This is a genomic window from Arthrobacter sp. P1_H7, from assembly GCF_056405215.1.
This window is the reverse complement of sequence record NZ_JBFUCO010000005.1, coordinates 1-24,289: the sequence shown is the minus strand read 5'-3', so window position 1 is coordinate 24,289 and position 24,289 is coordinate 1. Positions and strand designations below refer to the sequence as shown.

Sequence of the window (24,289 nt, the reverse complement as noted above, 5' to 3'; positions counted from 1 at the left end):
AAGAACATACTTGCTCAGTCGCCGAGGAGGAAGGGTACCCCTAGTGCGAGCCGGCCCCGAGCGGTGCGGCGGCCACAGCCGCCGGGTCGGAGAAGGCCAGGCGGGGCACCATCACCAGCGCGGCGGCCGCGGCAAGCCCGGTGACCCCGCAGATGGTCCACACCGTGAGGTAGCCGGCGAGCGGCGCCGCGGTCTGACCGGCGTCCCCCGCGCCGGCCCCGGCCTCAGCCAGGACGTGGCTGAGCAGGGCGATGCCGAACACCGCGGACGCGAAGGCTCCGCCGATGGTCTTGGTCGTGTTGGTCAGGCCCGTGGCCATCGCGGTCCGGTTGAGCGGCGCCGCCGCGGCGGCCGCCGAAGGAAGCGCCGCCACGAGGGCCCCGGAGCCCACACCGGCGATCGCCATGTTGACCAGCGCCTGGGTGAGACTGCCATGGAACGGCAGGAACAGCAGGTAGCCCAGGCCCACGAGCGTGGCGGCGCCCACGAGGGTCCAGCGCGGGGTGAGCCGGCGGGTCACGACCGGATACAGCAGGGCGCCCACCAGCAGCGCCAGCACATAGACGCCGATGATGATGGAGACTTGCCCGGCGCGCAGCCCGAGGCCGTAGCCGTGCAGCGCGGGGTCGGTCCGGGCGAAGGTGGACAGCGGGGCCTGCGCGCCCAGGACCGAGACGCCAAAGAGCCCGGCTGTCAGCTGGACGGGCCACATGGACTTGCCCCGCAGCATCCGGATGTCCACGAGCGGATCGGCCTCGCGCAGCTCGTACCGCGCGAACGGAATGAACACCAGAATTCCGGCTCCCACCAGCGCCCACGGCCACCACGCGCCCGCTCCATTGAGGCGCATGAAAGTCAGTCCCGACGTGATGAGCAGCAGCCCGAGGGCGAGCAGCGTGAAGCCGCGGGTGTCCACGCGTCCGCCGCTGCGCTCACGCGATTCCGGCACGCCAAACCGGACGGCGAACCAGCATGCGGACACGGCCACCGCAGGGACCAGGAGCACCAGCTGCAGCTGGCCCGCGAACACTTCCACGAGCGCCCCTGCGGCGAGCGCCCCGGCGATGACACCGGCCTCCAGCGCCCCGACGAGGACGCCGGCTGCGCGCCGGGTGCGGGCGGCGCCGTCGGGCAGCTGATGGACGCGGCTGAATATCAGGGCAATTTCCAGTGGCAGCCAGACCACGTAGAAACCCTGGAACGACCACGCGGCCAGGAAGGTCCAGAAGTCCGAGGCGAGAGCGACGCCCCAGGAGGCCGCAGCGGTGACCAGCGTGGAAACCAGCAGGATCTTCTTGTGCCCGTACATGTCCCCCAGCTTGGCCAGCACCGGCACGGCGAGGGCGCTGACCAGGAGCTGCGCAGCCTCGAACCAGTTGACGTCGGCGTCGTGGATCCCTAGGTGCCGGGCGATATCGGTGAGGATGGGCGTGTAATAGCCCTGCAGGACCCCGCTGGTGAGCTCCACCAGACACAGAAAAGCGACAACACGGCGCATGGTGGCCTTCCGGGAGGGCGGGCACCTCGCGGCCAGCCGGTTGATTGCATCCTAGGCCCGAGCCAGCTCCGAAGGCGGGAACGCGGCCGGCAACACGGCCGGGAAGACGGGGCGGGAAACCCGGCCGGAACGTGCGGGAATATTCGTCCGTGGCGGGCGTTATATTGGTCGATAGATGCAAACGCATGTATATCGGCTATAATAGAACCAGCTCCCGGATCCACCCCGGCCACGGAAAGGCACACCATGCAGATCGGCGTATTCAGCGTCAGCGACATCACCACCGACCCCACCACGGGCCGCACCCCGACGGAGCACGAACGGATCAAGGCGTCCGTGGCGATCGCCAAGAAGGTCGAAGACATCGGCATGGATGTCTATGCCCTCGGCGAGCACCATAACCGGCCGTTCTTCTCGTCCTCCCCCACCACCACGCTGGCGTACATCGCGGCCCAGACCGAGCGCATCATCCTGTCCACGGCCACGACCCTGATCACCACCAACGACCCCGTGAAGATCGCCGAGGACTTCGCGATGCTCCAGCACCTCGCCGACGGTCGCGTGGACCTGGTCCTGGGCCGCGGCAACACCGCCCCCGTCTACCCCTGGTTCGGCAAGAACATCCAGGACGGGATCGAACTCGCGATCGAGAACTACTCCCTGCTGCGCCGCCTGTGGGACGAGGACGCCGTCAACTGGTCCGGCAAGCACCGCACGCCGCTGCAGAACTTCACCTCCACCCCCCGCCCGCTCGACGGCGTCGCCCCCTTCGTGTGGCACGGGTCGATCCGCACGCCGCAGATCGCTGAAGTGGCGGCGTATTACGGTGACGGCTTCTTCGCCAACAACATCTTCTGGCCCAAGGAGCACTACCAGCAGCTGATCGGCCTCTACCGCGAACGCTACGAGCACTACGGCCACGGCAAGGCGGACCAGGCGATTGTGGGCCTCGGCGGCCAGTTCTTCATGCGGAAGAACTCCCAGGACGCCGTGAAGGAGTTCCGCCCCTACTTCGACAACGCCCCGGTCTACGGCCACGGCCCCTCGCTGGAGGACTTCACGTCCCAGACCCCGCTGACCGTCGGCAGCCCGCAGGAAGTGATCGAAAAGACCCTGACGTTCCGGGAGTACTTCGGCGATTACCAGCGCCAGCTCTTCCTGATCGACCACGCGGGCCTGCCGCTGAAGACCGTCCTGGAACAGCTGGATCTGTTCGGCGAGGAAGTGCTGCCGGTGCTGCGCAAGGAATATGCCGCGCTCAAGCCGGCACACGTGCCAGAACCGCCGACGCACGCCGGCCGGGTGGCCGCCGCGCTGGCAGCGGGGCCCACCGACGCCGCCGCGGCCGCCGCGTCAGAGACCACCGTCCAGGGGTCATGATGCCCGCCAAGGCCACAGAATCGCCGGTACGCCTGGCCGCGGAAACCTGGGAATCCCTGTTCCGGGCCCAGGTGGCGGTGATGCGCAAGCTCCAGGCGGCGCCGGCGTTCAAAGCCCTGGCGCTCAATGAGTACGACGTCCTGTTCACGCTCTCCCGCTGCCCCTCCGGGTGGCTGCGCCTGAACGAGCTCAACGACAACGTGCTGCTGAGCCAGTCCAGCCTGAGCCGGCTGGTGGAGCGGCTCGACAAGCGCGGGCTCGTTGAACGGACACCGGCCCCGGAGGACGGCCGCGGGATCCTCATCCGGCTCACCGATGCCGGACGGGACCTGCAGAAGCAGATCGGCCGGGAACACGTGCGCGACATCGCCGCGCTCGTGGGCCCGGCCCTCTCCGCCGCCGAACAGCAGGAGCTGCTGCGGCTGACCGAGAAGCTCCGCGCCGCGGTCTCCGTACGCTGAGACTGTCCGCTGAAACCGTGCGCTGAGACCGCACGCCGGGCGTGCGCCGGCGCGCCGGCCGGCCTAGTGGATGGCGACGAGCTGCGCTGGCTCTTCCTGCGGCAGCTCGTCGACGACGGCGGTGACGCTGAGTTCCTTCAGCGACAGGCTGCCGCCCACGGTGGACAGGAAGGCGGTGTCCGAGGAGTCGCGCCCCGCCGTGATCCGCAGCATGCTCTCCCGCGGCGCCAGCCCCGTGGGGTCGATGACGTGCCAGGCGCCGTTGATGTGCGCCTCGGCCACGGCGTGGAAGTCCATCGGGGTCAGGCCTGGGGCGTAGACGGCGGCCAACCGGGCCGGGACGTTCTTGGATCGCAGCAGGGCAATGGCGAGGTGGGCAAAGTCCCGGCAGACGCCGCGGCGGTGCAGCAGGGTTTCGACCGCGCCGTCGGTTCCCCGCGAGGATCCGCTGACGTAGCGCAGTTCGTTGAAAACCCAGTCGCGGACGGCGCGGAGCAGTTCCTCGCCCTGAAGCCCGCCGAATTCGGCATAGGCAGTGGGCAGCAGCCGGTCCGACTCCGCGTAGCGGCTGGGCCGGACATAGCGGATCAGCTCCATGAGCCCGGGCTCCTCGGGCAGCGCGAAGCCGGTGACGGTGGCCGAGTACTCAACCAGCACGTCGGTGGGCTCGGCGAATTCCATGTAGTGGAAGCGCCCGCCGTGGTGGTCCGAGAGTTCGGTCAGCGGCACGTCCGCGCCTCCCGCGGTCACCCTGAGCGATTCTTCGATCGAGTCGTACCCGGCGTTCCGGGCCACGGCCACGGCCAGAGCCACCTTGGTCTCGGCAACGGTCTTGAAGGCCAGGCGGGCGGCTACGGCGCGTTCCATGTATCTCTGTCTCCGGGATGTGGGATGTGAGGCGTGTGCAGGAGGAAGTCGCCGTCAACGGCCCGGGGATGTGCGGGCGGGCGGGACTAGTTTTTGATCTTCAGAGACATTAGCATCCGCTGGACGTTCGCGAATTCGGACCCCTCGTTGACATACTTGGCCGCCTGGTCGAGAGTGTCGAACGCCTTGGCGGGGGCAACCTTCTGGTCCGGGGCCAACGCTTTGAGCACCGTCAGGTCCCCGAATGAATAGTCCCCCTTGCCGGCCGGGCCACGGACCACGTTCTGCAAGGCGCAGCTCTTCCCGCCGTCGCCGCCCACCAAGTTGGTGATGCCGTAGGAGCCGAAGTACTTGTAGCCCTGGATCACCCGGAACACCACGTGCGGGTCAATGGTTCCCCCGCCGCCGGCGTGTGGCAGGTCAACCGGCACGCTGCTGACCACGACGTAGTTGCGTGCTGCGTCGGCCGCGCAGGCCGCGGCGGGCTGCGGGGGCAGGCCGGTCTGCAAGGTGGCCAGGTAGGCGCCGTCGGCGTCCTTGACGGTGATCTTCAGCGCCCCGGGCAGCGCACCGGCGTCGGGAGCTACGGACTGGACAATCCAGTCCTGCGGCACCTCAAAACTGACGGTCTTTGCGGGGTCGGTGAAGACCTTCCAGGCCGCCGCGCTCGAGCCCGGAGAGGCGGAAGCGCTGGCCGAGGGGGCGGGACCAGTGGCGGCAGAGGGCACCGCACTCTCACTCGCACTCTCACTCGCGCTGTCCGCCGCGCTGCTGCCTGCGGTCCAGACCGGCGTCCCCTTGCCGTCGCTGCTGCAGCCCGAAAGGGCTGCCGCCGCGACCGCGAGCGCCGCGCCGGTGCGCAGCGCAGCACTCCGGATTCCTGCGGTGCCTGATCCTGAAGAAGGGGCCGTCCCAGTCATGGTGCCAGCGTAGCCGGGGCGCCGCATGACTCAGAGCTCCCGCATCAGTGTTTCGTAGAACCGGACGCCCTGCTCCAGCGTTTCCAGCCCGATCTTTTCGTCAACGGCGTGGATGGAGCCGCGGGCCCGGACGTCCATGAAGAAGGGCGCGAAGCGGTACACGGCACCGCAGATCCCGGTGAAACGGCGCGAGTCGGTGCCGCCCATCATGATGTAGGGGGTGATGATCACCTCGGGGAAGACCTGCCCGATGCAGTCCGCCAGCAGGTCCCACTGGGCCCCCGAGGACGGCGACACCGGGGACGGTCCGTTGCCCTCCACGACGCGCAGTTCGACTTTCGGGTCGCGGATGATTCTCCGCAGCCGTGCCATGGTGCCCTCCACCGTCTCCCCCACCGCCACCCTGATGTTGGCGTTGGCCTTCGCCGTTGCGGCGAGGACGTTCGCCCCGGAGCTGCCTTCGAGCGTGGTGATGGCGACGGTGGTTCGGGTCATGGCGTTGGTCTCGCTGCCGAGCCGGCCGAAGAGCCAGGTGATCGGCGCCCGGAGCAGTGCCACATTCGCGAACACGGCCCGCAGCGGCGGCGGGGTGTGCGGGCCGAAGCGGCGCAGCATCTCGGCGGTCACCTCCGGCAGCGACTGCGGGAACGGGCTGTGCTCGACCCGGGTGATGGCGCGGGCCAGCCGCGCCGTCGCCCCCATCCGCGGCGGCGTGGAGGCGTGTCCCCCCGGGTCCCGGGTCAGCAGCTCCACGTCCAGGATTCCCTTTTCGGCCACACCGACGACGGCGGCCGGCCGGCTCACCCCCGGGAAGGCGCCGCCCGCGACGGCACCGCCCTCGTCCAGCACGAGCCAGGGCAGCACACCGCGGCCGGCCAGCAGGGCCGCGGCAGCCGCCGCGCTGTTGCCGGCCGTCTCCTCGTTGTTGCCGAACGAGAAGTAGAGGTCATGCGCGGGCGCGTACCCCGCCAGCAGCAGGCGCTCGGCCGCCTCCAGGATGGCCACGAGCTGACCCTTGTCGTCCAGCGTCCCCCGGCCCCACAGGAAGGTGCCGTCGTTGTGGCCGGAGAACGGCGGGTGTGTCCACTCCCCCGGGTCGTCCGCCGGGACGACGTCGTAGTGCGCCATCAGCACCGACGCCGGGTGCCCGGCCGCGGGGTCCTCCGCCACGGCGCTGCCGGGCCAGCGGTACAGGAGGGCGTGGCCGTTGACACGCTCCAGTTCCAGGGCGGCATGGACCGCCGGATACAACCGGGGCAGCGCCGCGATGAAGGACTCGAACTCGGCTGTCTCCACCCCGGCCCCGGCCCGCGAAGTCCCCCCGGCCCGGGAAGACACGGTCCGGTACGTCACGAGCTCCGCCAGCGACGCCGCCGCGCGCCCGGGACTGCCCGGCGCGTGCCCGGGACTGCCCGGTGTGCCGCCGGGGCTCTTGAGGGCATCGCCGGCGGCCGCGTTCTGCAGGGGGTTGCGCATGCGCGAAAGTCTACGGCCGGAGGGTCCGCCGGAACGGGCTATCCGGAGCGCGGGTCCGGCCCCGGAATCCCGGGCACAATTTCGGCGCCCAAATTTCGGCCTCGCGAAAGCGGATACGCTGGGGGCATGGCCGAACAGCACATTGACGGAACGCACTTTGGAGACCAGGGCGACGTGGCAGGCATGTCGGCCCTCGATATCGCGGACTGGCGGCTGCGGACCTTTGCCCTCTACGCCACGACGCGGAAGATCGCCGCGGACAGCCCGGCCGAGGCGCATTCCTACTGGCGCCAGGAGCGGGACCGCATGTTCGGCACCCACCCGGCCTCCGCGCTGACCGCCGAGGCCAAGGCCACTTTCGGCGGCCTGAAGACGGCGGACTACGATCCGATCTACCGTTTCCACGTCCCGCTGACCCCCGAGGGCGCCGGGCGGGAGATGAATGTGGAGACCGGGACCGACGGCCTGGTCCGGTTTGTGCGGCTGGGCACCTTCGACCTGCCCGAGATGGGACAGCTCGCGGTCTGGAAGCTCAGGGGCTACGGCGGCGGCATCTTCGTGCCGTTCCGTGACGCCACCGCAGGCCAGCCCGGCGGCAGCTACGGCGCGGGACGCTACCTCCTGGACACCATCAAGGGGGCTTTCCACGGCGTGCGGGGCACCGGGCCCCAGGCCGAATTCATCCTGGACTTCAATTTCGCCTACAACCCCTCGTGCGCCTACAACGAGGCCTGGGCCTGTCCGCTGGCGGGCCCGGCAAACCGGCTGGCCGTGGACATCCCCGTGGGCGAGCTGTACTGAGCGGATGGAGTCCCAGCTCGAACAGCTTGACCCAGCCCCCGCCGTCGTCCGCGGGCCGAAGACCCGGCGGTACCGCGGAATCCTCCGTTACCCCGTGGTCCGGCAGCTCATCCGGTTCACCGGCGTCGGGATAGTCTGCACCCTGACCTCCCTGGCCCTGTACGCCCTGTCCCGGCCCTGGCTCGGTGCCCAGCCGGCCAACGCGGCGGCCCTGATCCTGACGTCGTTCATGAATACCGCCCTCAACCGGCGCCTGACGTTCAAGATCACCGAACGCCGCCGGATGAAGCGGGACCACCTCAACGGCCTGATCGTGATACTCGTCGCGCTGCTGATCACCGGCGGCAGCCTGGCCGTCCTGCACTGGGTCAACCCGGAGGCCACCGTGGCCGAGGAGCTGTGGACCACCACCCTCTCCGGTTTCGCCGCTACGGCCTTGCGGTTCACGATGCTGCGGCACTGGATCTTCCGCCGCGCCCGCCACCGCTGACTTCGGCCAGGGCCCCCACCCCCGGTTGAGCTGTCAGTTGAAGCCGCCATGGGTGCCCGATAAGGACATTTAGTGTTAGCTCAACCGGAGGAGGGGGTGCCGAGGGTGCGGACGCCGGCGACGGCGGTGCGGACCGCGGCCGCCGCCTCCTGCAACTGCGCTGCCGTCACGGTCGAGTCGAAGCTGAACCGTACCGCCGTCTGGGCGATCTCGGGGGCGATGCCCATGGCCAGCAGCACGGGCGAGGGCGCATCCGAGCCCGCCGCGCACGCGGACCCGCTGGAGCACACCACACCCTGCCGCTCGAGTTCCAACAGCACGGACTCGCCGCTGGTGCCCGGGAAACAGAACGACGCCACCGAGGGCAGCCGCTCGGTGGGGTGGCCTGTGAGCTGCGCGCCGGGAACACCGGCCAGCACGGCGTCGATGAACCCGTCGCGGAGGGCAGCCACGCTCCCGGCCGGCTCCCGCGGCAGCGCCAGGGCCGTTGCGAGCGCCACCGCGCCGGCGACGTTTTCGGTGCCCGAGCGGCGGCCCCGTTCCTGCCCGCCGCCGTGGACCAGCGGTTCCACCCGGACCCGGCCGCGCACAAACAGCGCGCCGCTGCCTTTGGGCGCGCCCAGCTTATGGCCGGAAATGCTCAGTGCGTCCACGCCCAGCGCGCCCGTGTCCAGCGGCAGCCAGCCGGCGGCCTGGATGGCATCGGTGTGGAACGGCACCCCGTGGGCGCGGGCCAGCGCCGCGAGCCGGGCGATGGGCTGGACCGTGCCGACCTCGTTGTTGGCGTACATGATGCTCACCAGGGCCGTCCCGGGCTGCAGCACGGCGGCGAGGGCCTCTTCGCGCACCTGCCCGAAGCGGTCCACGGGGATCACGTCGACGGCGAAGCCGTGGACCCGTTCGAGGTATCTGGCGGATTCTTCCACCGCGGGATGTTCGACGGCGCTGATCGCCACCCGGTCCGGGCGCGGATCGGCGGCGCGCCGGGCCAGGGCGATGCCCTTGACGGCGAGGTTGTCCGCTTCCGTGCCGCCGGAGGTGAAGACGACTTCCCCGGGCCGGCAGCCGAGGGCCTTGGCGGTTGCTGCGCGGGCCCCCGCGAGCGCCGAGGCAGCAGCCTCACCCAGGGAGTGATGGCTTGACGGGTTGCCGAATTCGCCCGTGAGGTACGGCCACATGGCCTCCAGCACCTCGCGGCGGACCGGTGTGGTGGCTGCGGCGTCCAGGAAGATCACGGTGCGCCTCAGCCGGCCGCCGGACCGGCGCCGGACTCAACGGCCGGCTCGACATCCAGCTCAATGTCCAGGCCAAGGTCCAGGGCCGTGACACTGTGCGTCAGGGCGCCGATCGAGATGACGTCAACCCCCGTGGCCGCGATGTCCGCCACGGTAGCAAGGTTGACGTTGCCGCTGGCCTCGACGCGGGCCCGGCCGCCCACCAGCCCCACGCCGGCCGCGAGCTCGGCCAGGGAGAAGTTGTCCAGCATGATGGTGTCCACCCCGGCGGCAAGGACGGGCTCGATCTGCTCCATGGTGTCCACCTCCACCTCGAAGTGAGTTGTGTGGCCCAGCTGGGCCTTGGCGCCGCGCAGCACCGCGGTCAGCTTCGCCGGGTCACCGCCGGTGAGGACGGCCAGGTGGTTGTCCTTGGCCAGGACCGCGTCGGAGAGGCTGAAGCGGTGGTTGGCGCCGCCGCCGCAGCGCACGGCGTAGCGTTCGAGCACCCGCAGCCCCGGCGTCGTCTTGCGGGTGTCCGTGATCCGGGCCCCGGTGCCGTCCACGAGCGCCACGAACTCGGCGGTTTTGGTGGCGATGGCGCTCATCCGCTGGACCAGGTTCAGTGCGACGCGTTCGGCCAGCAGCACGGCCCTGGCGTTCCCGATCACGCGGGCCAGGGCGGTTCCGGCGGCGAAGGCCTCGCCGTCGTGGACCAGCAGGTCGACGACGGCGCCCGGGTCGGTCAGCCGCATCGCCGCGGCGAAGACCTCCCCGCCGCTCAGTACGCCGGGAACACGGGCATTGAGCACCGCGGTGGCCCGCGCCTGCGCGGGGATGAGCGTCTGGGAGGTGATGTCCCCGTAGGGGGCGTCCTCCTGGAGCGCCGCGCGGAGGACGGCCAGGACGGCGGCCTCGGGCAGGCTCCCGGCGAGCGCCGCGGCGCTGGTGGGCAGGGTTTCCGGGGCAGCGGTTGCGTGGGCAGTGGTGGTCACGAGGAAATCCTTTGCATGGAATGGGTGAAGGCTGAGGTGGCGGCGGTGTCTGCCCGGTAGTGGGCGCCGATGGAGTGCGTGCGCTGCCGGGCCGCCGCCACGAGGAGTTCCGCGGCCAGCAGCAGGTTCCGGTCCTCATGGCCGGCCTGGTCCAGCCCGGCCAGGTCGCGGCCTTCAAGGACGGTTCCCCACTGCGCCAGCTGGGCCGCGGCGGCGTCGAGGTCGGCGCCGGTGCGCGTGACCCCCGCGGCCGCGGTCATGAGCCGGCCCAGGGCCGCCCGGCTGAAGGGGACCTCCACGGCACCGGCGGCGCCGGTCGCCCCCGTCCTGGGAGTTTCAGCCGGCGGGGACGTCTCAGGGCTGCCGGGGTGGAAGTCCCCGGCGGCCGGCGCGGGCCAGTCCGTCGCCGGCTCGGGTGCGCGCAGGAAGTCCTCGACCGCACGGCGGCCGAATACGAGGCCCTCCAGCAGCGAGTTGCTCGCCAGCCGGTTGGCCCCCTGGGCGCCGGTGCGGGCCACCTCGCCGGCGGCATACAGGCCGGGTACCGACGTGCGGCCCCGCAGGTCGGTGCACACGCCACCCATCCAGTAGTGGGCTGCCGGGGACACGGGTACGGTCTCTGTGGTCCAGTCGTAGCCGGCGGCCCGGGTGGCAGCCGTGATGGTCGGGAACCGCCGGGCCAGGAAGCCCGCGCCCCGCTCTGCCTCGAGGCCGCGGGCGTCCAGGTAGACCGGGCTGTCCGGCGCGGCCCCGGTGGCGGCCAGGTGCAGGGCGATGCTGCGGGAGACGACGTCGCGGGGGGCCAGTTCGGCGTCGGGGTGGTAGTCGGGCATGAAGCGGTATCCCGCGGCGTCCAGCAGCACCGCGCCCTCGCCGCGGACCGCTTCGGAGATGAGCAGGGCCGGCGGCCCGCCGGGGACCTCCTCAGCGGCAAGGGTGGTGGGGTGGAACTGGAAGAACTCGAGGTCCCGCACCGCGGCGCCGGCACGCCAGGCCAGGGCCAGGCCGTCGGCGGTGGCGACGGAGGGGTTGCTGGTGCGGGCAAAGAGCCGCCCCGCACCGCCGGTGGTGAGCAGGACGGCGTCGGCTGCCAGCTCCTGGGGCCGCCCGCCGGCCAGGTAGGCCACGCCGGTGACCCTTACCGGCGCCGGAGGTGTGCTGCCGGGCTGTGACAGTTCTGCCGGCAGTGCTTCAGCCAGTTCTTCAGCCAGGTCCGCCGGTTCGGTCAGGAGCCCGGTGACGAACGCGCTGGTCTCCACCCGGAGCCGGCCGTGGCCGGCACGATCCAGGACGGCGCGTTCGAGGACGGCGGCGACGAGCCCGCGGGCGATGCAGGCGCCCGTCGCGTCCCCGCCGGCGTGCAGGATGCGCGGCGCCGAGTGTGCCGCTTCCAGGCCCAGGGCCGGCCCGCCGTCGGGACCTGCGTCGAATTGCACGCCGTAGCGGCCCAGGCCGGCGATGTCCCGGACAGCCTCGGTGCACAGGACCCGGACCGCCTCGGCATCGTTCAGCCCGGCGCCGGCGGCGAGGGTGTCCGCGATGTGCGCCGCCACGGAGTCCCCGGGGGCGGCATCCTCCGGTGCCAGCACGGCCGAGACGCCGCCCTGGGCGTAAAAGGTGTTGCTCTGCTCCAGCGTGCCCTTGCTCAGCAGGACCACCTCGATGTCACGGCCGCCGCCGGTGGCGAGCAGCGCGGCGTAGAGCCCCGCAATCCCGCTGCCGACAATCACGAGCCGCCTGGTCACGGCCGCGCCGCCAGCATGCGTTCCAGGGCTACCTTGGCCGGGGCGGCCACGTCCTCGTCCACGGTGATGCGGTTCAGCACCTCGCCGCGGACGAGCGCTTCCAGGACCCAGGCAAGGTAGCCGGGGTGGATGCGGTACATCGTGGAGCAGGGGCAGATGACCGGGTCCAGGCAGAAGATGGTGTGCTGCGGGTATTCCGCGGCGAGACGGTTCACCATGTTGATCTCGGTGCCGATCGCAAACGTGGTGGGTTCCGTGGCCGCGGCTATGGCCTTCTTGATGAAGTCGGTGGAGCCGGCGGAATCGGCGGCATCGACCACTTCCATGGGGCATTCCGGGTGCACGATCACCTGCAAGCCGGGGAACTCGGCGCGGGCCTTTTCGATCTGGCCCACGTTGAAGCGCTTGTGGACCGAGCAGAAGCCGTGCCAGAGGATCACCCGGGAATCGAGCAGGGTCGCCTCGTCGTTGCCGCCGAGATCCTTGCGCGGGTTCCACATCGGCATCTGCTCCAGCGGCACCCCCATGGCCTTGGCGGTGTTGCGGCCCAGGTGCTGGTCCGGGAAGAAAAGCACCCGCTGGCCGCGCTCGAACGCCCATTCCAGCACCGTCGCGGCGTTCGAGGAGGTGCAGACGATCCCGCCCCGCTCGCCGCAGAAGCCCTTGAGGGCTGCGGAGGAGTTCATGTAGGTGACCGGGATGACCGGGACCCGGCCCTCGGCGTCGGGCTCGGTGCCGAAGACTTCCTCAAGCTGTTCCCAGCACTCGGTGACCGAGTCGATGTCCGCCATGTCCGCCATGGAGCAGCCCGCGGCGAGGTTGGGCAGGATCACGGCCTGGTCGGGGCGGGACAGGATGTCCGCCGTCTCGGCCATGAAGTGCACGCCGCAGAAGATGATGGCCTCCGCGTCCGGCCGGGTCAGGGCGGCGTTGGCGAGCTGGAAGGAATCGCCCACGAAGTCGGCGTATTCGATCACTTCGTCGCGCTGGTAGAAGTGCCCCAGCACGACGGCGCGGTCCCCCAGCGCCGCTTTGGCGGCGCGGATCCGGGTGTCGAGTTCGGCGTCGGATGCGAGCTTGTACTCTTCGGGGAGCTGGCCCTGCCGGGGAGTGGAGGCCGGCGCGACGTCGGTGGAGGAGGCACCCGGGCCGTAGGCGGGCACTCCGGCGAGGGCCTCGGCGAGGTCGTAGTCCCAGGGCCCGCGGGCCAGCGCGGGGCTGCAGGTGGAGGCGGCCGCGCCCTGTGCCAAGGTGGTGGCCTGCTCGCGCGTGATCAGCTGGATTGCCGTGTTGACGCTGCTCATGGTGTGCTCCTGTTGTCTGGGTCGAGGCCTGGGCGGCCGGTGAAGCGGTAGAGGCGGGGCGGGCGGTGCTTGCCGCCCTGCAGATAGTGATCGGTTTCTTCGATTTCCGGTGTGGCCTTGACCTGCCGGCGGAAGTTGGCGGGATCGAGTTCGCGGTCCAGGACGGCCTCGTAGACCTCCCGGACCTGGGCGAGGGTGAAGTACTCCCCCAGCAGGTGGTAGGCGATGGATCCGTAGGCCATCTTGTTGCGCAGCCGCCACAGCGCGTAGTCGACGATCGAGTTGTGGTCGAAGGCCAGCTCGCCCAGCCGGTCGGCGCGGAACCAGCGCACGTTCTCCGATTCGTCGGCAAGCGCGGCCTCCGTGGGCTGGACGAGTGCCCAGTACACAATCGAGACGACGCGCTGGGTGGGCGAGCGGTGCAGCCCGCCAAAGGCGTAGAGCTGCTCGAGGTAGTTCGGGGCCAGGCCCGTGGTCTCGCGCAGGTTCCGCGACGCTGCGTCCTGGAGTGACTCGGAGTGTGTCAGCGGGCCGCCCGGCAGTGCCCAGAGGCCCTTGAACGGTTCGCGGATCCGGCGCACCAGCGGAATCCACAGCGTGGGCCGTCCGGACCGCTCGCTGGGTCGCAGCGCAAAGATCACAGTGGAGATGGCCAACGACGGCGGCGCGGTCTGGCGCTCCGAGACGTTGGCTGCTGTGGTGTAAACGGTGATCCACCCGCCCTCTTGGGTCCCGGGCGGGTCCCGTCATGGACTGCCCGGCTGGATCCGGCCCAACCGCCGGATTAGTTATAGTCAAAGTGACTAGAACTAATGATACGGCCGAGCCGCCCGGTCGCAAAATGTTTCAGGTCACATGCTTCTCACTTGGCGGCGGCCGCGGCTTCCAGCAGCGGCAGGGTGCGGCCCTGGAAGTGGGTATTGAGCACGATCACGGAGGACGAGCGCAGGACGGACCTGGTCGCGATCATGGCATCGAGGACGCGCTGGAGGTCCGAATTGGAGCGTGCTGCTATCCGGGCCATGAGGTCCGAGCTCCCGGAGACCGTGTGGATCTCAATCAGCTCGGGGATCCGGGCCAGGGCCTCCACGACGGCGTCATGGCCGAGGTCCTGGTTGATCGTGAGGGAACAAAACGCCACCACGGGATAGCCGAAGTGCGCCGGATCGGGCTGCGGCACCCATGAGCCAATCACGCCGGCGTCCTGCATCCGGTCCAGGCGCGACTGCACCGTGGCGCGGGCAACCTTCAGCACCCGGGAGGCCTCCAGCACGGAGGACCTGGGGGAATCGGTGAAAAATCGGACAATCCTTGCATCAAGCGGATCAACATCCATGGATTTTTCCTTCCCAAGCGGAACCGGGCCGGACAAACAGCCGCCGATGCCCTGATTCAGTTAGCAAACTGCCACCATGCTCTCACGGCGGAGGCCCCCCGGCGGCCGGGGGCCGGGCCCAAATCCGGTAAATTCAATAGGTCCCATAAGGACGCAAAGATCCAAACCACACAAAGGTTCGCCATGACAATGAAGTCCACCGCGACGCTACCCACCGCGGTCCCCGCCCCGAGCCTGGGGCACAGCATGAAGCCACGCCAACTGACCATGATGGGACTGGGCAGCGCCATCGGCGCGGGCCTGTTCCTCGGCTCGGGGGCAGGAATCCAGGCGGCGGGACCGGCCGTACTGATCTCCTACCTTGTCGCCGGAACCCTGATCATCCTGGTGATGTGGGCGCTCGGGGAGATGGCCGCGGCCAATCCCAACAGCGGCGCCTTCTCCGTGTACACGCAAAAGGCCATGGGCAAGACCGCCGGGGCCACCGTCGGCTGGCTCTGGTGGCTGCAGCTCGTGGTGGTCATCGCCGCCGAGGCCCTCGGTGCCGCCGGGCTCCTGTTCACCGTGTGGCCGGTCATCCCCGTCTGGGCACTGTCCCTGATCTTCATGGCCCTGTTCACCGCCATTAACCTGGCGGGCGTGAAGAACTTCGGCGAGTTCGAATTCTGGTTCGCCATCCTCAAGGTCGCCGCCATCGTGATTTTCCTGGCCATCGGCACAGCCCTGTTGCTGGGCTTGCTGCCGGACGTCCCGTCCCCCGGCCTCGGCAACTTCACGTCCGGCTTCGCCCCGGCAGGCCTGGGCGGCATCGCGACCGCACTCTTCGTCGTGATTTTCGCCTTTGGCGGCACCGAGATTGTCAGCGTGGCCGCGGCCGAGACGGAAAACCCGGAGCGCAGCGTCGCCCAGGCGATCCGCACCGTGGTCTGGCGGATCCTCGTGTTCTACATCGGCTCGGTATTCGTCATCGCGGCCGTCCTGCCCTCAACCTCCGCGGCCCTGAAGTCCCCCTTCGCCGGCGTCCTCGACGTCGCCCGGATCCCCGGCGCCGGTGCCGCGATCACCCTCGTCGCCGTCATCGCGCTGCTGTCCGCCCTGAACGCCAACCTCTACGGCGCGTCCCGCATGGTGTACTCCCTCTCTGAGCGCGGCGAAGCCCCCAAGGTCCTCTCGAAGCTCAACACGGCCCGGGTCCCGGTCGTGGCGGTAAGCGTCTCCGTGGCCTTCGGCTTCCTGGCCGCCGTCCTGGAACTGCTCTTCCCGGACCAGATCCTGCCGGCCCTGTTCCAGCTTGTCGGCTCCACCTGCCTCGTGGTGTGGGGCTCGGCCCTGCTGTCCCAGCTGATCCTGCGCCGCCGGGCAGACCGTGACGGCACTGCGCTGCCGCTGCGGATGAAGGGCTTCCCGGGGCTGACGATCTTCGGGCTCGTGCTCCTGGCGCTGATCTTCGCCGTCGGCTTCAGCAGCCCGGAGAGCAGCAAGCAGCTGGTCAGCACCCTGGTGCTGGTGGCCGGCATCGCCGTGGCGTGCTGGACCGGCGCCCGGATCACCCGGAACCGCAACGCGGCCGCCGCCGCCGCAAAAGCCGATCAGCCGTCCAGCTAAGTCGTTAGACAAATTGCCAAGCTCACCGGCGCGCGGGGCGGCAAAAGTATGCAGTCTGGGCACCCCCGGCTAGGCTGATTGCCCACCCCGCCGCCGGTGACTAGGGTCACAGGCATGGACACACTTCTCCCCGTGGCTTCCGGCAGCGCTGCCGGGCCGCTCACAGCCGACGAACTCCGCGAGCTCTATTCGCTCATGGTGGCCGTCCGTCACCTCGACACCTCGGCCATCGCCTGGCAGCGGCAGGGCATCATCCCCGGCTACGCCCCCGAACTCGGCCAGGAAGCGGCCCAGGTGGGCAGCGGCTATGCCGTGGACACCACCCGGGACTTCGTCTTCCCCACCTACCGCGAAATGGGCGTCGCCCGGACCATGGGGGTGGACATGGTGGCCTACATGTCCACCCACAAGGCCACGTGGCACGGCGGCCTGTACAACCCGCTGGAATCCCGGCTGGCGCCGATCCAGGCGGTCGTCGCCGGGTCCGTGCTGCACGCCGTCGGCTGGGCCCACGGCCAGACGCTGGATGGGAAAGACGGCGTCGCCCTGACCTACTTCGGTGACGGCGCCTCCTCGCAGGGCGATGTGCACGAGGCGATGAACTTTGCCGCCGTGATGAAGGCGCCGGTGGTGTTCTTCGTCCAGAACAACGGCTGGGCCATCTCGGTCCCCACCGAACGGCAGGTGGCCGGCGGCTCCGTCGCGGCCCGCGCCGCGGGTTACGGGATGCCGGCGCTGAAGATCGACGGCGACGACGTCGTCGCGGTCCTGGAGGCGACCCGCCGCGCCTTCGCGCATGCCCGCTCCGGCAACGGCCCGGTGCTCATCGAAGCCATGACCTACCGCCGCGGCCCGCATTCCACGTCCGATGACCCGGGCCGCTACCGCTCCCTCGACGAGGAACGCGACGGCGCCGGCACCGACCCGATCGAGCGGCTCCGGCAGCGGCTGCTGGCCGATGGAATCGCCGACGAGGCGTTCTTCGCCGGGGCGCTGGCCGCGGCCAAGGCCGAAGAGGAGCAGATCCGCACCGGCATCCAGGCCCTGGGCTCCCGGCCCGGAACTGAAATGTTTGACCTTGTCTTCCAGGAAACCACCCCTGCCCTGCAGGCCCAGGCCGCCAACTGGCGCGAGGAGTCCGAACATGTCTAACTCGATTCTCGAAAACGTAGACGCCGCAGGCGACAACACTGCCGACGACACTGTCACCAACCCGGCCGGCGAGCCCGCCACCACAGTGATGTCGATGCAGCAGGCGCTCAACCGCGCCCTCGACGAGGTCCTCGCGGACAACCCCAAAGCCGTGATCTTCGGCGAGGACTGCGGCCGGCTCGGCGGCGTCTTCCGCATCACCGACGGACTCCAGGCCAAGCACGGCGCGCAGCGCGTCTTTGACACCCCGCTGGCGGAATCCGGCATCCTGGGCATGTCCGTGGGCCTGGCGATGGCCGGGTTCCACCCCATTCCCGAGGTCCAGTTCGACGGCTTCGCCTACCCGGCCATCAACCAGATCGTCTGCCAGATCGCCCGGATGAACTACCGCAGCCGGGGCACCCTGCCGATGCCCATCACCCTGCGGGTGCCCAGCTTCGGCGGCATCCGCGCCCCCGAACACCACGGCGAAAGCCTGGAGGCGCTCTTCGCCCACGTGCCGGGCCTGAAGGTGGTCTCGCCGTCGAACCCGCATGAGGCCTACCACCTGCTCAAGTACGCCGCCACGCGGCCGGACCCGGTGATCTTCATGGAGCCGAAGTCGCGGTACTGGCAGAAGGGTGAGGTTGCTACACACGATGCTGGCTCCCCCACCGGCGCCAAGGTCATGCGTGAAGGCCGCCACCTCACGCTGGTCGCGTGGGGCGCCATGGTGGCCCGCTGCCTGCAGGTGGCCGAGCTCGCGGCCGAGGACGGGATCGACATCGAGGTCCTGGACCTGCGCTGGCTCAAGCCGATCGACGCCGAGGCCCTCGCCGCCTCCGTGCGCAAGACGCGCCGCGCCGTCGTCGTCCACGAAGCGCCGCTGACCTCCGGCCTCGGCGCCGAGGTGGCGCAGCTGATCACGCAAAGCTGCTTTGACACCCTCAGGGCGCCCGTGGAGCGCGTCACCGGCTTCGACGTCCCGTATCCCTCGGGCGACCTGGAAGATGAATACATCCCGAACATTGACCGGATCCTCTTCGGCATCCAGCGAGTATTGGAGTACAAACGTGGCTGAAATTTCCTTCCCGCTCCCGGATCTCGGCGAGGGCCTGATCGAGGCCACCGTGCTGGAATGGCTGGTTTCCCCGGGCGAGCAGGTGGAGCGCAACCAGCCGCTCGTGGAGGTCGAAACCACCAAGTCGGCCGTTGAATTGCCCAGCCCGCAGGCAGGTAAGGTAGTGCGTATCTACGGCGGGCCCGGCGACAAGATCAATGTCGGCGAGCCCCTGATTGTGTTTGAGGTGCCGGACAACACCGCCGGCATCGTGGGCACGGTCCCGAAGGAAGAGGCACCTAAGCGCCGGGTCCGCCTGAGCGCCGTACTTGATGAGGACTGAGAGCATGAGCGGCAGACACACCGGCGAACAGCATTCGCACACCGTTGAGGGCACCGACCCCCAGCTGTATGTGCAGGTGCATGAGCCCCAGAACGACGCCGGGCTCCGTCCCGTCCTGCTGCTGCACGGCTTCTCCTCCTCCTCCAAGCTCAACTGGGAAGACAGCGGCTGGCTCACCGCGCTCCTGGAAGCCGGCCGTCGCGTCATCACCGTGGACCTGCCCGGCCACGGCCGCAGCGGCGCCCCGGAGGACATGGACTCCTACTCCCCCAGCCGGATCCGCGCAGACCTGCTGCAGATTGTGTTCGACGCCGGCGCGCGTCCGCTGCGCGACGGGGACCCGTCCAGCGGGCTCGACGTGATCGGCTATTCGCTGGGGTCCCGGCTCGCCTGGGAGTTCGGGGCCACCCAGCACGAGCTGGTGCACCGGCTGGTCCTGGGCGGCCCGAACGTCGCCGACCCCCTGGCGGACTTCGACCTGATCGCCGCGCAGCGGTACCTGGCCGACGGCACGCCGATCGCGGACGAGTCGACTGCCGGGCTGCTGAAAATGGCCATGCTGCTGCCCAGCAACAACATCTTCGCGCTGCTGTCCCTGGTCGAGGCGATCAAGACCGAGCCGTACGACCCCGCCGAAGCCGTCCCCCACATGCCGATGCTCCTCGTGGCGGGGGAAAACGACGACCGGGCCGCCTCCATGCCGGAACTCGCCGCCCTCGGCGCCAAGGCCGGCGGCATGGTCGAACAGCTCGTGCTGCCGGGCCGGAACCACACCAACGCCATCACCAGCCGTGCCTTCAAGCAGGGCGCCATCAGCTTCCTGGGCGTCTAAACCCACCGTACAAAAAGCAACGCGGGGTCACTTACGGCCCATCCGAATGACTTGGATGGGCGCGAAGTGACCCCGCGTTGTTTGTGGTGGCGACGAAGGCGGCGAAGCTAAAGGCGTCGCCGCCGGCGGCGGCTAGTGGTGGCTGCTGACGCCGAGCGGGCGGCCCTTCGTTTCCCCTGCCAGCAGGACGCCGACGGCGGAGATGACGCAGAGGACCATGATGTAGATGCCGATGGAGCCGGTCCAGTGTGTGCCCTGCAGGAGGACTTCCGCGATGGTGGCCGCGAATGCGCCGCCGAGGATGGCGCCGAACGCGTAGCCGATCGAGATCCCCGAGTAGCGCACGTTCGCCGGGAACATCTCGGCGTACATGGCGGACATGGGGCCGTAGGACAGGCCCAGGCCGATCGTCAGGACGAACAGCGCGACGCCGTAGAGCAGGATGTTCTTGGTGTCGATCAGCGCGAACATCGGGATCATCCAGGCGAAGACGATGCCGTAGCCGATCAGGAAGGTCTTGACGCGGCCGATCTTGTCCGAGAGCCAGCCGCCGACCAGGGTGAAGATCAGCCAGCCGAAGGAGGCCAGCGTGGTGGCGAGCAGGATCTGCGGGGTGGGCATCTTCAGCGTCTTGGTGGCGTAGGAGATGAAGAAGGCAATCAGCAGGTAGCCGGCGGCGTTGTTGCCGATGAAGATCATCGTCGAGTAGAGGACGGCCTTCTTGTGCTTGCGGAGCAGCTCGCCCAGGGGCGCCTTGCTTTCTTCCTTGCGGTCCTGCATCTCCTTGAATACGGGGCTCTCGGCGACCGCCCGGCGGATCAGGTAGCCGACGATGATCAGCACGATGGAGAGCAGGAACGGCACACGCCAGCCCCAGGCCGCGAAGTCTTCCTTGGACATGGACGTGTTGAGGAAGTACAGCAGGCCGGTGGCGAGGATCATGCCGACCGGAACGCCGATCTGCGGGTAGGCACCGAAGAGGCCGCGCCTGCTCTTGGGAGCGTGCTCCACGGCCATCAGGGCAGCGCCGCCCCATTCACCGCCGGCGGAGAAGCCCTGGATGACGCGGAGCAGGATCAGCAGAATCGGGGCCCAGACGCCGATCTGCGCGTAGGTGGGCAGCATGCCGATCAGGGCCGTGGCGGCACCCATCATGATCAGGGTGAAGACCAGCATGGCCTTGCGGCCGAGGCGGTCGCCCAGGTGGCCGGCGACGATCGCGCCGAGCGGGCGGAAGAGGAAGCTGATGCCGATGAGGGCGAAGGACAGGATCTGTGCCAGGCCCGGGTTGGAGGCGTTCAGCGGGGCAAGGAACAGCGGCGACAGCAGCGTTGCGGTCAGCTGGGCAAAAATGAAGAAGTCGTACCACTCGATGGTGGTGCCGACCAGTGTCCCGGCGAGGACCTTGCGTTCCTCGTGTTTGCTGCTGGGACCCGCCTCAGAATCTACGGATGAAGTTACGGTCATTGGAACTCCGTTGCTGGGGGCAGAGGTACTGCCCGGGGTGGGTGCGAAGTGGATAACTGATGCCTCGTGGATTACTGATCGAACGGTCAGTTAGTATCCTGATACTACTATGAAAGATGTGATAAGGCACACATATTTCCGGGGAGTGTTTTCCGCGGGTCAGTCAGGGCGGTTGAGCAGCTCTCTGACCCTGGCCCGGACCGGCTCGCGGTCGTAGGTGTTGACCAGGGCGCCGGCCATGCGGACGGGGTCTCCGAAGAAGAAGTACTCGTAGAGCGACTGGCGCCCGGAAAACCCGGAGATCGAGGCGTCGAAGGCCAGCTTGAACAGCCGGACCCGCTCGGGGCCGGTCAGGGTCTTGCCCTGCAGGTACAGCTCGATGTCCTCCCGGGCCTCGCTGTTGACGTCGGCCTCCCCCGGGAGGGCCATGAGGCCCGACGCCGAGAACTTCCGGATGATCTGCGGGAAGCGCTGGGCGATCTTCGGGTACCAGTTGCGGGCAGCGTTCAGTGTGGTCCACTTCGGCAGCATGACGCCGGCGTCGTTGAGCCCGGCGTCGGCCTCGGACGCGCGGACCAGCGCCTTGCCGATTTCGACGTCGATAATCAGTTCGGCGATGTCCTCCTGGATGTGCTGGAATCCGTCGATGCCGATCGATTCGGCCAGCTCCGAGGCCAGGCCCAGGAAGAACTCGCTCTTGGCGACGGTGCGGGTGACCACCTGATGGGTCATGAGCGCGCCGGCGCCGGTCTCGGTGTAGAAGCTGTTGCACAGTTGCGGGTGGCCGAGCATGAAGATGCGCTCGTTGGGCACGAAGACGTGGTCAAAGACCGCGACGGCGTCCATCTCCTCGTAGCGGGAGGCCAGCGGCTCGTCGTGGATGCTCCCGCCGTTGTACAGCGAGGTGCGGCAGAGGTAGCGCAGGCCCGGGGCATCGTTGGGGATGGCGAACGCGTAGGAATAGGGCGCGTCTTCCGGGGTGCCCCGCAGGACCGTGGACGGGAAGACGAGCAGTTCGTCGGCGATCGGGGCGATGGTGGCGAGCATCCGCGCGCCCTGGATGACAATCCCGTCCCCGCGCTCCTCCACGATCCGGGCCGAGAGCTGGCCGCCGAGCTGCTCCGAACCGGAGACCGAGCGGTTGACCTGCGGCGGGATGAGGGTGTGCGTGGCGAGGACGTCGTTTTCCCGGGCCCACTCGTAGTAGTTGCGGATGTTGTCGCCGAACTTCGGATCCGCCTGCGAGAACCACTTCCCTGCCGTGCCCAGCGCGGTCAGCGCGGAGTTCATATAGTCCCCGGAGCGGCCAAGGAAGCCGTTGGAAGACTCGGCCCAAGTGGAGATGGCGCGGCGCCGCCGCTGGAGGTCCTCGATGGACCTCGGCACCAGGAAGGAGGCATTGACCCGGTCCCCGGTGCTGGGTGAGACGTAGGTGAGCGCGCCCTGGTACTGCGGATCATGCTGCATGTCGAAGAGCTTGGCGTAGGAGCGGGCCACATTGCGGAAGGCCGGGTGCTCGGCGATCTTCTCGCTGACCACCTCGCCGTCGATCACCACGTGCGGGGTCATGGCGTTGAGCTTGTCCAGGTACTGCCGTCCGGTACGGATACCCATGGTCTTCCTCCAGTCGAAGTTGAGCTGAAATGCCGGGAAGGATGTGGTGCGGCGCTAGAGCAGATCCTCCATGCCAAGCTGGCTTTCCGGGATGGTGGTAAAAGTGCTGTTGGCGAAGGCCAGGGCATCGCCGTTGCGGTAGTTGAAGTCCACCACCTCGCCGACATACAGGGTGTGGTCTCCGCCGTCGTACGCCGCCCAGGGTTTGCATTCGAAATAGGCGAGGACGTTCGACAGCCGCGGCGCGGTCTTCCCCTCCACCCACAGCGGCTCGGGGCCGGGGCGGCCGGCGAAGTGCATGGCCAGGTACCGCTGCTCGGCGCCGAGGATATTCACGGTGAAGGGCCGGCCGGCGAGCTCGTCGTGGGCCCTGGCCGTGCGGGAGATGCTCACCAGCACCAGCGGGGGGTCCATTGAGACCGAAGTGAAGGAGTTCACAGTGATGCCGCGGCGCTTCGTGGCACCGTCGAAGGTCACGATCGCGACGCCGGTGGCAAACCTGCCGAGGCTGCCCCGGAAGTGGTTGGCCTGCGGCGCCGACAGGGGGCCCTGGGCACCCCCGGCGTGGCCGCCCGGCGTGGCAATCATCATTGATCCCTTGCGTTCGTTGCGTTTCCCCGGCTGTGGTGTGGGTGTGCTTTGGATCAGCTGTGTTCTTGTAACCGTTTTTTACAGTGGTGTTTGCAATTTTGTTCTATAATCTTGTTCTATAATCGAACAAACAGTTCCCATATAGAACGCTAGCGGACCATGAGCCTGAACACAAGGGTTGCCCGGCGGGCCCGGCGTCCAGCACCCCCGCCCCTAGGATGGACCCCATGACCCCGAATGCCGGCACCGCCCAGGCTTCCCCATCCCAGACGCTGTCCCGCGGCATCAGGGCGCTGGAGATCCTCGCCGAGGCCCAGCAGCCGCTGACCATTGCCGAACTCGCCGATGCCATGGGCGTCCACCGCTCCGTGGCCTACCGGATCCTGCGCACCCTCGAGGACCACTCGCTGCTGGTCCGTGACGACGGCGGCCGCGTCCAGCCCGGCCCGGGCCTCGCGGTCCTGGCCCGCGGGGTCTCCCGGAACCTGCAGTCGGCGGCGCTGCCGGAACTGACCCTGCTGGCCAACACCCTGACCATGAGCGCCTTCGTGGCGGTCTGGGACCGGGAGGAGTGCGTGACGCTGGTGACGGTGGATCCGCGGCACAGCGGCGCCGCTGTGGTGCAGCACCCGGGGTCGCGGCACCCCATCAGCGCAGGGGCGCCGGGCATTGCGATCCAGTCCGCCTTCCCGGAACAGGACTGGCGGGCCCTGGTCCCGGGCATCCCGTACCGGCCCGAAGCGGCCGAGGCCCGGCGCCGCGGCTTCGCCGCCAGCCATGACGAGGTGATCCCCGGCGTGTCCTCGATTGCGGTGCCGCTGCGCGTACCGGGCGGCCGGCCGGCCGCCCTCGCCGTCGTCTATATCCGCGCCGCGCAGGATCCGGACGAGGTCGCCGCGGCCCTGACCAAGGCCGCGCGCCGCATCGAGGCGCAGCTGGGCTAAGCGCGTGGAAAGTGCCGCCGACGCCCGTTTCCGCCGATGCCCTATCAGTAAATGTCCTCCTGGCGCCGTGTGCTGTCTCACCTCATCGTTGACACTTCATGTCTCAACTGATCGTGGACGGTTCATGTCTCAGGACTTCGTGGACGGTTGCTTGCCCGTGCCGTTGAGGCCGATGTAGACGGTTCCTTTGGGCGGGCGCGGGTGGCTGATGATTT

Annotated in this window: 23 protein-coding genes; 10 read left to right on the top strand and 13 right to left on the bottom strand. The window is 69.0% G+C overall.

The features are described from left to right. Positions 1 to 40 precede the first annotated feature (40 nt). Positions 41 to 1,468 carry an MFS transporter gene (locus AC1DXI_RS06500; RefSeq protein ID WP_476937936.1) on the bottom strand — a complete coding sequence of 476 codons (1,428 nt, stop codon included), beginning with the start codon at positions 1,466 to 1,468 and terminating at the stop codon, positions 41 to 43. A gap of 276 nt (positions 1,469 to 1,744) precedes the next feature. Here AC1DXI_RS06500 and AC1DXI_RS06495 point away from each other — a divergent pair, with 276 nt between their 5' ends. Together AC1DXI_RS06495 and AC1DXI_RS06490 are read left to right on the top strand one after the other, a co-directional pair. Continuing rightward, positions 1,745 to 2,878, top strand: coding sequence for an LLM class flavin-dependent oxidoreductase (locus AC1DXI_RS06495; protein WP_476937935.1), 1,134 nt, complete (start codon positions 1,745 to 1,747; stop codon positions 2,876 to 2,878). Next, complete coding sequence (locus AC1DXI_RS06490; RefSeq protein ID WP_370125019.1) at positions 2,878 to 3,339, top strand: MarR family winged helix-turn-helix transcriptional regulator; 462 nt, start codon at positions 2,878 to 2,880, stop codon at positions 3,337 to 3,339. Before AC1DXI_RS06495 ends, AC1DXI_RS06490 begins: the two co-directional genes overlap by 1 nt. Positions 3,340 to 3,402: 63 nt before the next feature. Here the strand turns inward: AC1DXI_RS06490 and AC1DXI_RS06485 are convergent, their stop codons facing one another. The 3 genes from AC1DXI_RS06485 to AC1DXI_RS06475 form a co-directional block, all read right to left on the bottom strand. After that, positions 3,403 to 4,206 (bottom strand): transglutaminase-like domain-containing protein, encoded by an 804-nt coding sequence (locus tag AC1DXI_RS06485; RefSeq protein ID WP_476937934.1) that lies wholly within the window; start codon positions 4,204 to 4,206, stop codon positions 3,403 to 3,405. An 86-nt stretch (positions 4,207 to 4,292) separates the two neighbouring features. Next, a complete protein-coding gene (locus AC1DXI_RS06480) occupies positions 4,293 to 5,126 on the bottom strand; it encodes a hypothetical protein (RefSeq protein WP_476937933.1) in 834 nt (277 codons plus the stop codon). A gap of 30 nt (positions 5,127 to 5,156) precedes the next feature. Next, the gene (locus tag AC1DXI_RS06475) at positions 5,157 to 6,602 is read right to left on the bottom strand and encodes a M20/M25/M40 family metallo-hydrolase (RefSeq protein ID WP_476937932.1); all 1,446 of its coding nucleotides are present in this window, start codon (positions 6,600 to 6,602) and stop codon (positions 5,157 to 5,159) included. A 126-nt stretch (positions 6,603 to 6,728) separates the two neighbouring features. Here AC1DXI_RS06475 and AC1DXI_RS06470 point away from each other — a divergent pair, with 126 nt between their 5' ends. Together AC1DXI_RS06470 and AC1DXI_RS06465 are read left to right on the top strand one after the other, a co-directional pair. Beyond that, a complete protein-coding gene (locus AC1DXI_RS06470) occupies positions 6,729 to 7,403 on the top strand; it encodes a DUF1684 domain-containing protein (protein ID WP_018775763.1) in 675 nt (224 codons plus the stop codon). A 4-nt stretch (positions 7,404 to 7,407) separates the two neighbouring features. Next, positions 7,408 to 7,893, top strand: a complete 486-nt coding sequence (locus AC1DXI_RS06465) for a GtrA family protein (protein WP_476937931.1) — start codon at positions 7,408 to 7,410, stop codon at positions 7,891 to 7,893. A gap of 80 nt (positions 7,894 to 7,973) precedes the next feature. On the opposite strand, the gene AC1DXI_RS06460 is transcribed toward AC1DXI_RS06465, so the two are convergent. From AC1DXI_RS06460 to AC1DXI_RS06435, 6 genes are all read right to left on the bottom strand, one after another. Further along, complete coding sequence (locus AC1DXI_RS06460) at positions 7,974 to 9,128, bottom strand: cysteine desulfurase family protein (protein ID WP_476937930.1); 1,155 nt, start codon at positions 9,126 to 9,128, stop codon at positions 7,974 to 7,976. A gap of 8 nt (positions 9,129 to 9,136) precedes the next feature. Further along, the gene (gene nadC, locus AC1DXI_RS06455; RefSeq protein WP_476938113.1) at positions 9,137 to 10,063 is read right to left on the bottom strand and encodes a carboxylating nicotinate-nucleotide diphosphorylase; all 927 of its coding nucleotides are present in this window, start codon (positions 10,061 to 10,063) and stop codon (positions 9,137 to 9,139) included. Positions 10,064 to 10,098: 35 nt separating this feature from the next. After that, positions 10,099 to 11,847 (bottom strand): L-aspartate oxidase, encoded by a 1,749-nt coding sequence (locus tag AC1DXI_RS06450; protein WP_476937929.1) that lies wholly within the window; start codon positions 11,845 to 11,847, stop codon positions 10,099 to 10,101. Beyond that, positions 11,844 to 13,151, bottom strand: coding sequence for a quinolinate synthase NadA (gene nadA / locus AC1DXI_RS06445; RefSeq protein ID WP_476937928.1), 1,308 nt, complete (start codon positions 13,149 to 13,151; stop codon positions 11,844 to 11,846). The genes AC1DXI_RS06450 and nadA overlap by 4 nt, the downstream gene beginning before the upstream one ends. Continuing rightward, the gene (locus AC1DXI_RS06440; RefSeq protein WP_026266829.1) at positions 13,148 to 13,864 is read right to left on the bottom strand and encodes an NUDIX hydrolase; all 717 of its coding nucleotides are present in this window, start codon (positions 13,862 to 13,864) and stop codon (positions 13,148 to 13,150) included. Before AC1DXI_RS06440 ends, nadA begins: the two co-directional genes overlap by 4 nt. A 149-nt stretch (positions 13,865 to 14,013) precedes the next feature. Then, a complete protein-coding gene (locus AC1DXI_RS06435) occupies positions 14,014 to 14,487 on the bottom strand; it encodes an Lrp/AsnC family transcriptional regulator (RefSeq protein WP_476937927.1) in 474 nt (157 codons plus the stop codon). A 183-nt stretch (positions 14,488 to 14,670) separates the two neighbouring features. Here AC1DXI_RS06435 and AC1DXI_RS06430 point away from each other — a divergent pair, with 183 nt between their 5' ends. The 5 genes from AC1DXI_RS06430 (at position 14,671) to AC1DXI_RS06410 (ending at position 19,458) form a co-directional block, all read left to right on the top strand. After that, positions 14,671 to 16,092, top strand: a complete 1,422-nt coding sequence (locus AC1DXI_RS06430; RefSeq protein ID WP_476937926.1) for an amino acid permease — start codon at positions 14,671 to 14,673, stop codon at positions 16,090 to 16,092. Between the two features lie 114 nt (positions 16,093 to 16,206). After that, positions 16,207 to 17,244, top strand: coding sequence for a thiamine pyrophosphate-dependent enzyme (locus tag AC1DXI_RS06425; RefSeq protein ID WP_476937925.1), 1,038 nt, complete (start codon positions 16,207 to 16,209; stop codon positions 17,242 to 17,244). Next, positions 17,237 to 18,304 carry an alpha-ketoacid dehydrogenase subunit beta gene (locus AC1DXI_RS06420; protein ID WP_476937924.1) on the top strand — a complete coding sequence of 356 codons (1,068 nt, stop codon included), beginning with the start codon at positions 17,237 to 17,239 and terminating at the stop codon, positions 18,302 to 18,304. The genes AC1DXI_RS06425 and AC1DXI_RS06420 overlap by 8 nt, the downstream gene beginning before the upstream one ends. Further along, a complete protein-coding gene (locus AC1DXI_RS06415) occupies positions 18,297 to 18,626 on the top strand; it encodes a biotin/lipoyl-containing protein (RefSeq protein ID WP_018775751.1) in 330 nt (109 codons plus the stop codon). The genes AC1DXI_RS06420 and AC1DXI_RS06415 overlap by 8 nt, the downstream gene beginning before the upstream one ends. A gap of 4 nt (positions 18,627 to 18,630) precedes the next feature. Then, on the top strand, positions 18,631 to 19,458 hold the full coding sequence (locus AC1DXI_RS06410) for an alpha/beta fold hydrolase (protein ID WP_018775750.1): 828 nt from the start codon (positions 18,631 to 18,633) through the stop codon (positions 19,456 to 19,458). 132 nt (positions 19,459 to 19,590) lie between these two features. Here the strand turns inward: AC1DXI_RS06410 and AC1DXI_RS06405 are convergent, their stop codons facing one another. From AC1DXI_RS06405 to AC1DXI_RS06395, 3 genes are all read right to left on the bottom strand, one after another. Further along, on the bottom strand, positions 19,591 to 20,925 hold the full coding sequence (locus AC1DXI_RS06405; RefSeq protein WP_476937923.1) for an MFS transporter: 1,335 nt from the start codon (positions 20,923 to 20,925) through the stop codon (positions 19,591 to 19,593). A gap of 159 nt (positions 20,926 to 21,084) precedes the next feature. Beyond that, positions 21,085 to 22,539 carry a 4-hydroxyphenylacetate 3-monooxygenase, oxygenase component gene (hpaB, locus tag AC1DXI_RS06400; RefSeq protein ID WP_476937922.1) on the bottom strand — a complete coding sequence of 485 codons (1,455 nt, stop codon included), beginning with the start codon at positions 22,537 to 22,539 and terminating at the stop codon, positions 21,085 to 21,087. 54 nt (positions 22,540 to 22,593) lie between these two features. After that, positions 22,594 to 23,130: a flavin reductase family protein gene (locus AC1DXI_RS06395; RefSeq protein ID WP_476937921.1), complete on the bottom strand. Its 537-nt coding sequence runs from the start codon at positions 23,128 to 23,130 to the stop codon at positions 22,594 to 22,596. Positions 23,131 to 23,357: 227 nt separating this feature from the next. On the opposite strand from AC1DXI_RS06395, the gene AC1DXI_RS06390 reads away from it, so the two are divergent. Next, positions 23,358 to 24,074 (top strand): IclR family transcriptional regulator, encoded by a 717-nt coding sequence (locus AC1DXI_RS06390; RefSeq protein WP_476937920.1) that lies wholly within the window; start codon positions 23,358 to 23,360, stop codon positions 24,072 to 24,074. Positions 24,075 to 24,289: the final 215 nt, after the last annotated feature.

Excerpts from the sequence above, each read along its gene's own strand:
- AC1DXI_RS06495 (WP_476937935.1), top strand. The coding sequence starts at position 1,745 with ATGCAGATCGGCGTATTCAGCGTCAGCGACATCACCACCGACCCCACC.
- AC1DXI_RS06490 (WP_370125019.1), top strand. The coding sequence starts at position 2,878 with ATGCCCGCCAAGGCCACAGAATCGCCGGTACGCCTGGCCGCGGAAACC.
- AC1DXI_RS06485 (WP_476937934.1), bottom strand. The coding sequence starts at position 4,206 with ATGGAACGCGCCGTAGCCGCCCGCCTGGCCTTCAAGACCGTTGCCGAG.
- AC1DXI_RS06480 (WP_476937933.1), bottom strand. The coding sequence starts at position 5,126 with ATGACTGGGACGGCCCCTTCTTCAGGATCAGGCACCGCAGGAATCCGG.
- AC1DXI_RS06475 (WP_476937932.1), bottom strand. The coding sequence starts at position 6,602 with ATGCGCAACCCCCTGCAGAACGCGGCCGCCGGCGATGCCCTCAAGAGC.
- AC1DXI_RS06470 (WP_018775763.1), top strand. The coding sequence starts at position 6,729 with ATGGCCGAACAGCACATTGACGGAACGCACTTTGGAGACCAGGGCGAC.
- AC1DXI_RS06465 (WP_476937931.1), top strand. The coding sequence starts at position 7,408 with ATGGAGTCCCAGCTCGAACAGCTTGACCCAGCCCCCGCCGTCGTCCGC.
- nadA (WP_476937928.1), bottom strand. The coding sequence starts at position 13,151 with ATGAGCAGCGTCAACACGGCAATCCAGCTGATCACGCGCGAGCAGGCC.
- AC1DXI_RS06435 (WP_476937927.1), bottom strand. The coding sequence starts at position 14,487 with ATGGATGTTGATCCGCTTGATGCAAGGATTGTCCGATTTTTCACCGAT.
- AC1DXI_RS06430 (WP_476937926.1), top strand. The coding sequence starts at position 14,671 with ATGACAATGAAGTCCACCGCGACGCTACCCACCGCGGTCCCCGCCCCG.
- AC1DXI_RS06425 (WP_476937925.1), top strand. The coding sequence starts at position 16,207 with ATGGACACACTTCTCCCCGTGGCTTCCGGCAGCGCTGCCGGGCCGCTC.
- AC1DXI_RS06420 (WP_476937924.1), top strand. The coding sequence starts at position 17,237 with ATGTCTAACTCGATTCTCGAAAACGTAGACGCCGCAGGCGACAACACT.
- AC1DXI_RS06410 (WP_018775750.1), top strand. The coding sequence starts at position 18,631 with ATGAGCGGCAGACACACCGGCGAACAGCATTCGCACACCGTTGAGGGC.
- AC1DXI_RS06405 (WP_476937923.1), bottom strand. The coding sequence starts at position 20,925 with ATGACCGTAACTTCATCCGTAGATTCTGAGGCGGGTCCCAGCAGCAAA.
- hpaB (WP_476937922.1), bottom strand. The coding sequence starts at position 22,539 with ATGGGTATCCGTACCGGACGGCAGTACCTGGACAAGCTCAACGCCATG.
- AC1DXI_RS06395 (WP_476937921.1), bottom strand. The coding sequence starts at position 23,130 with ATGATGATTGCCACGCCGGGCGGCCACGCCGGGGGTGCCCAGGGCCCC.
- AC1DXI_RS06390 (WP_476937920.1), top strand. The coding sequence starts at position 23,358 with ATGACCCCGAATGCCGGCACCGCCCAGGCTTCCCCATCCCAGACGCTG.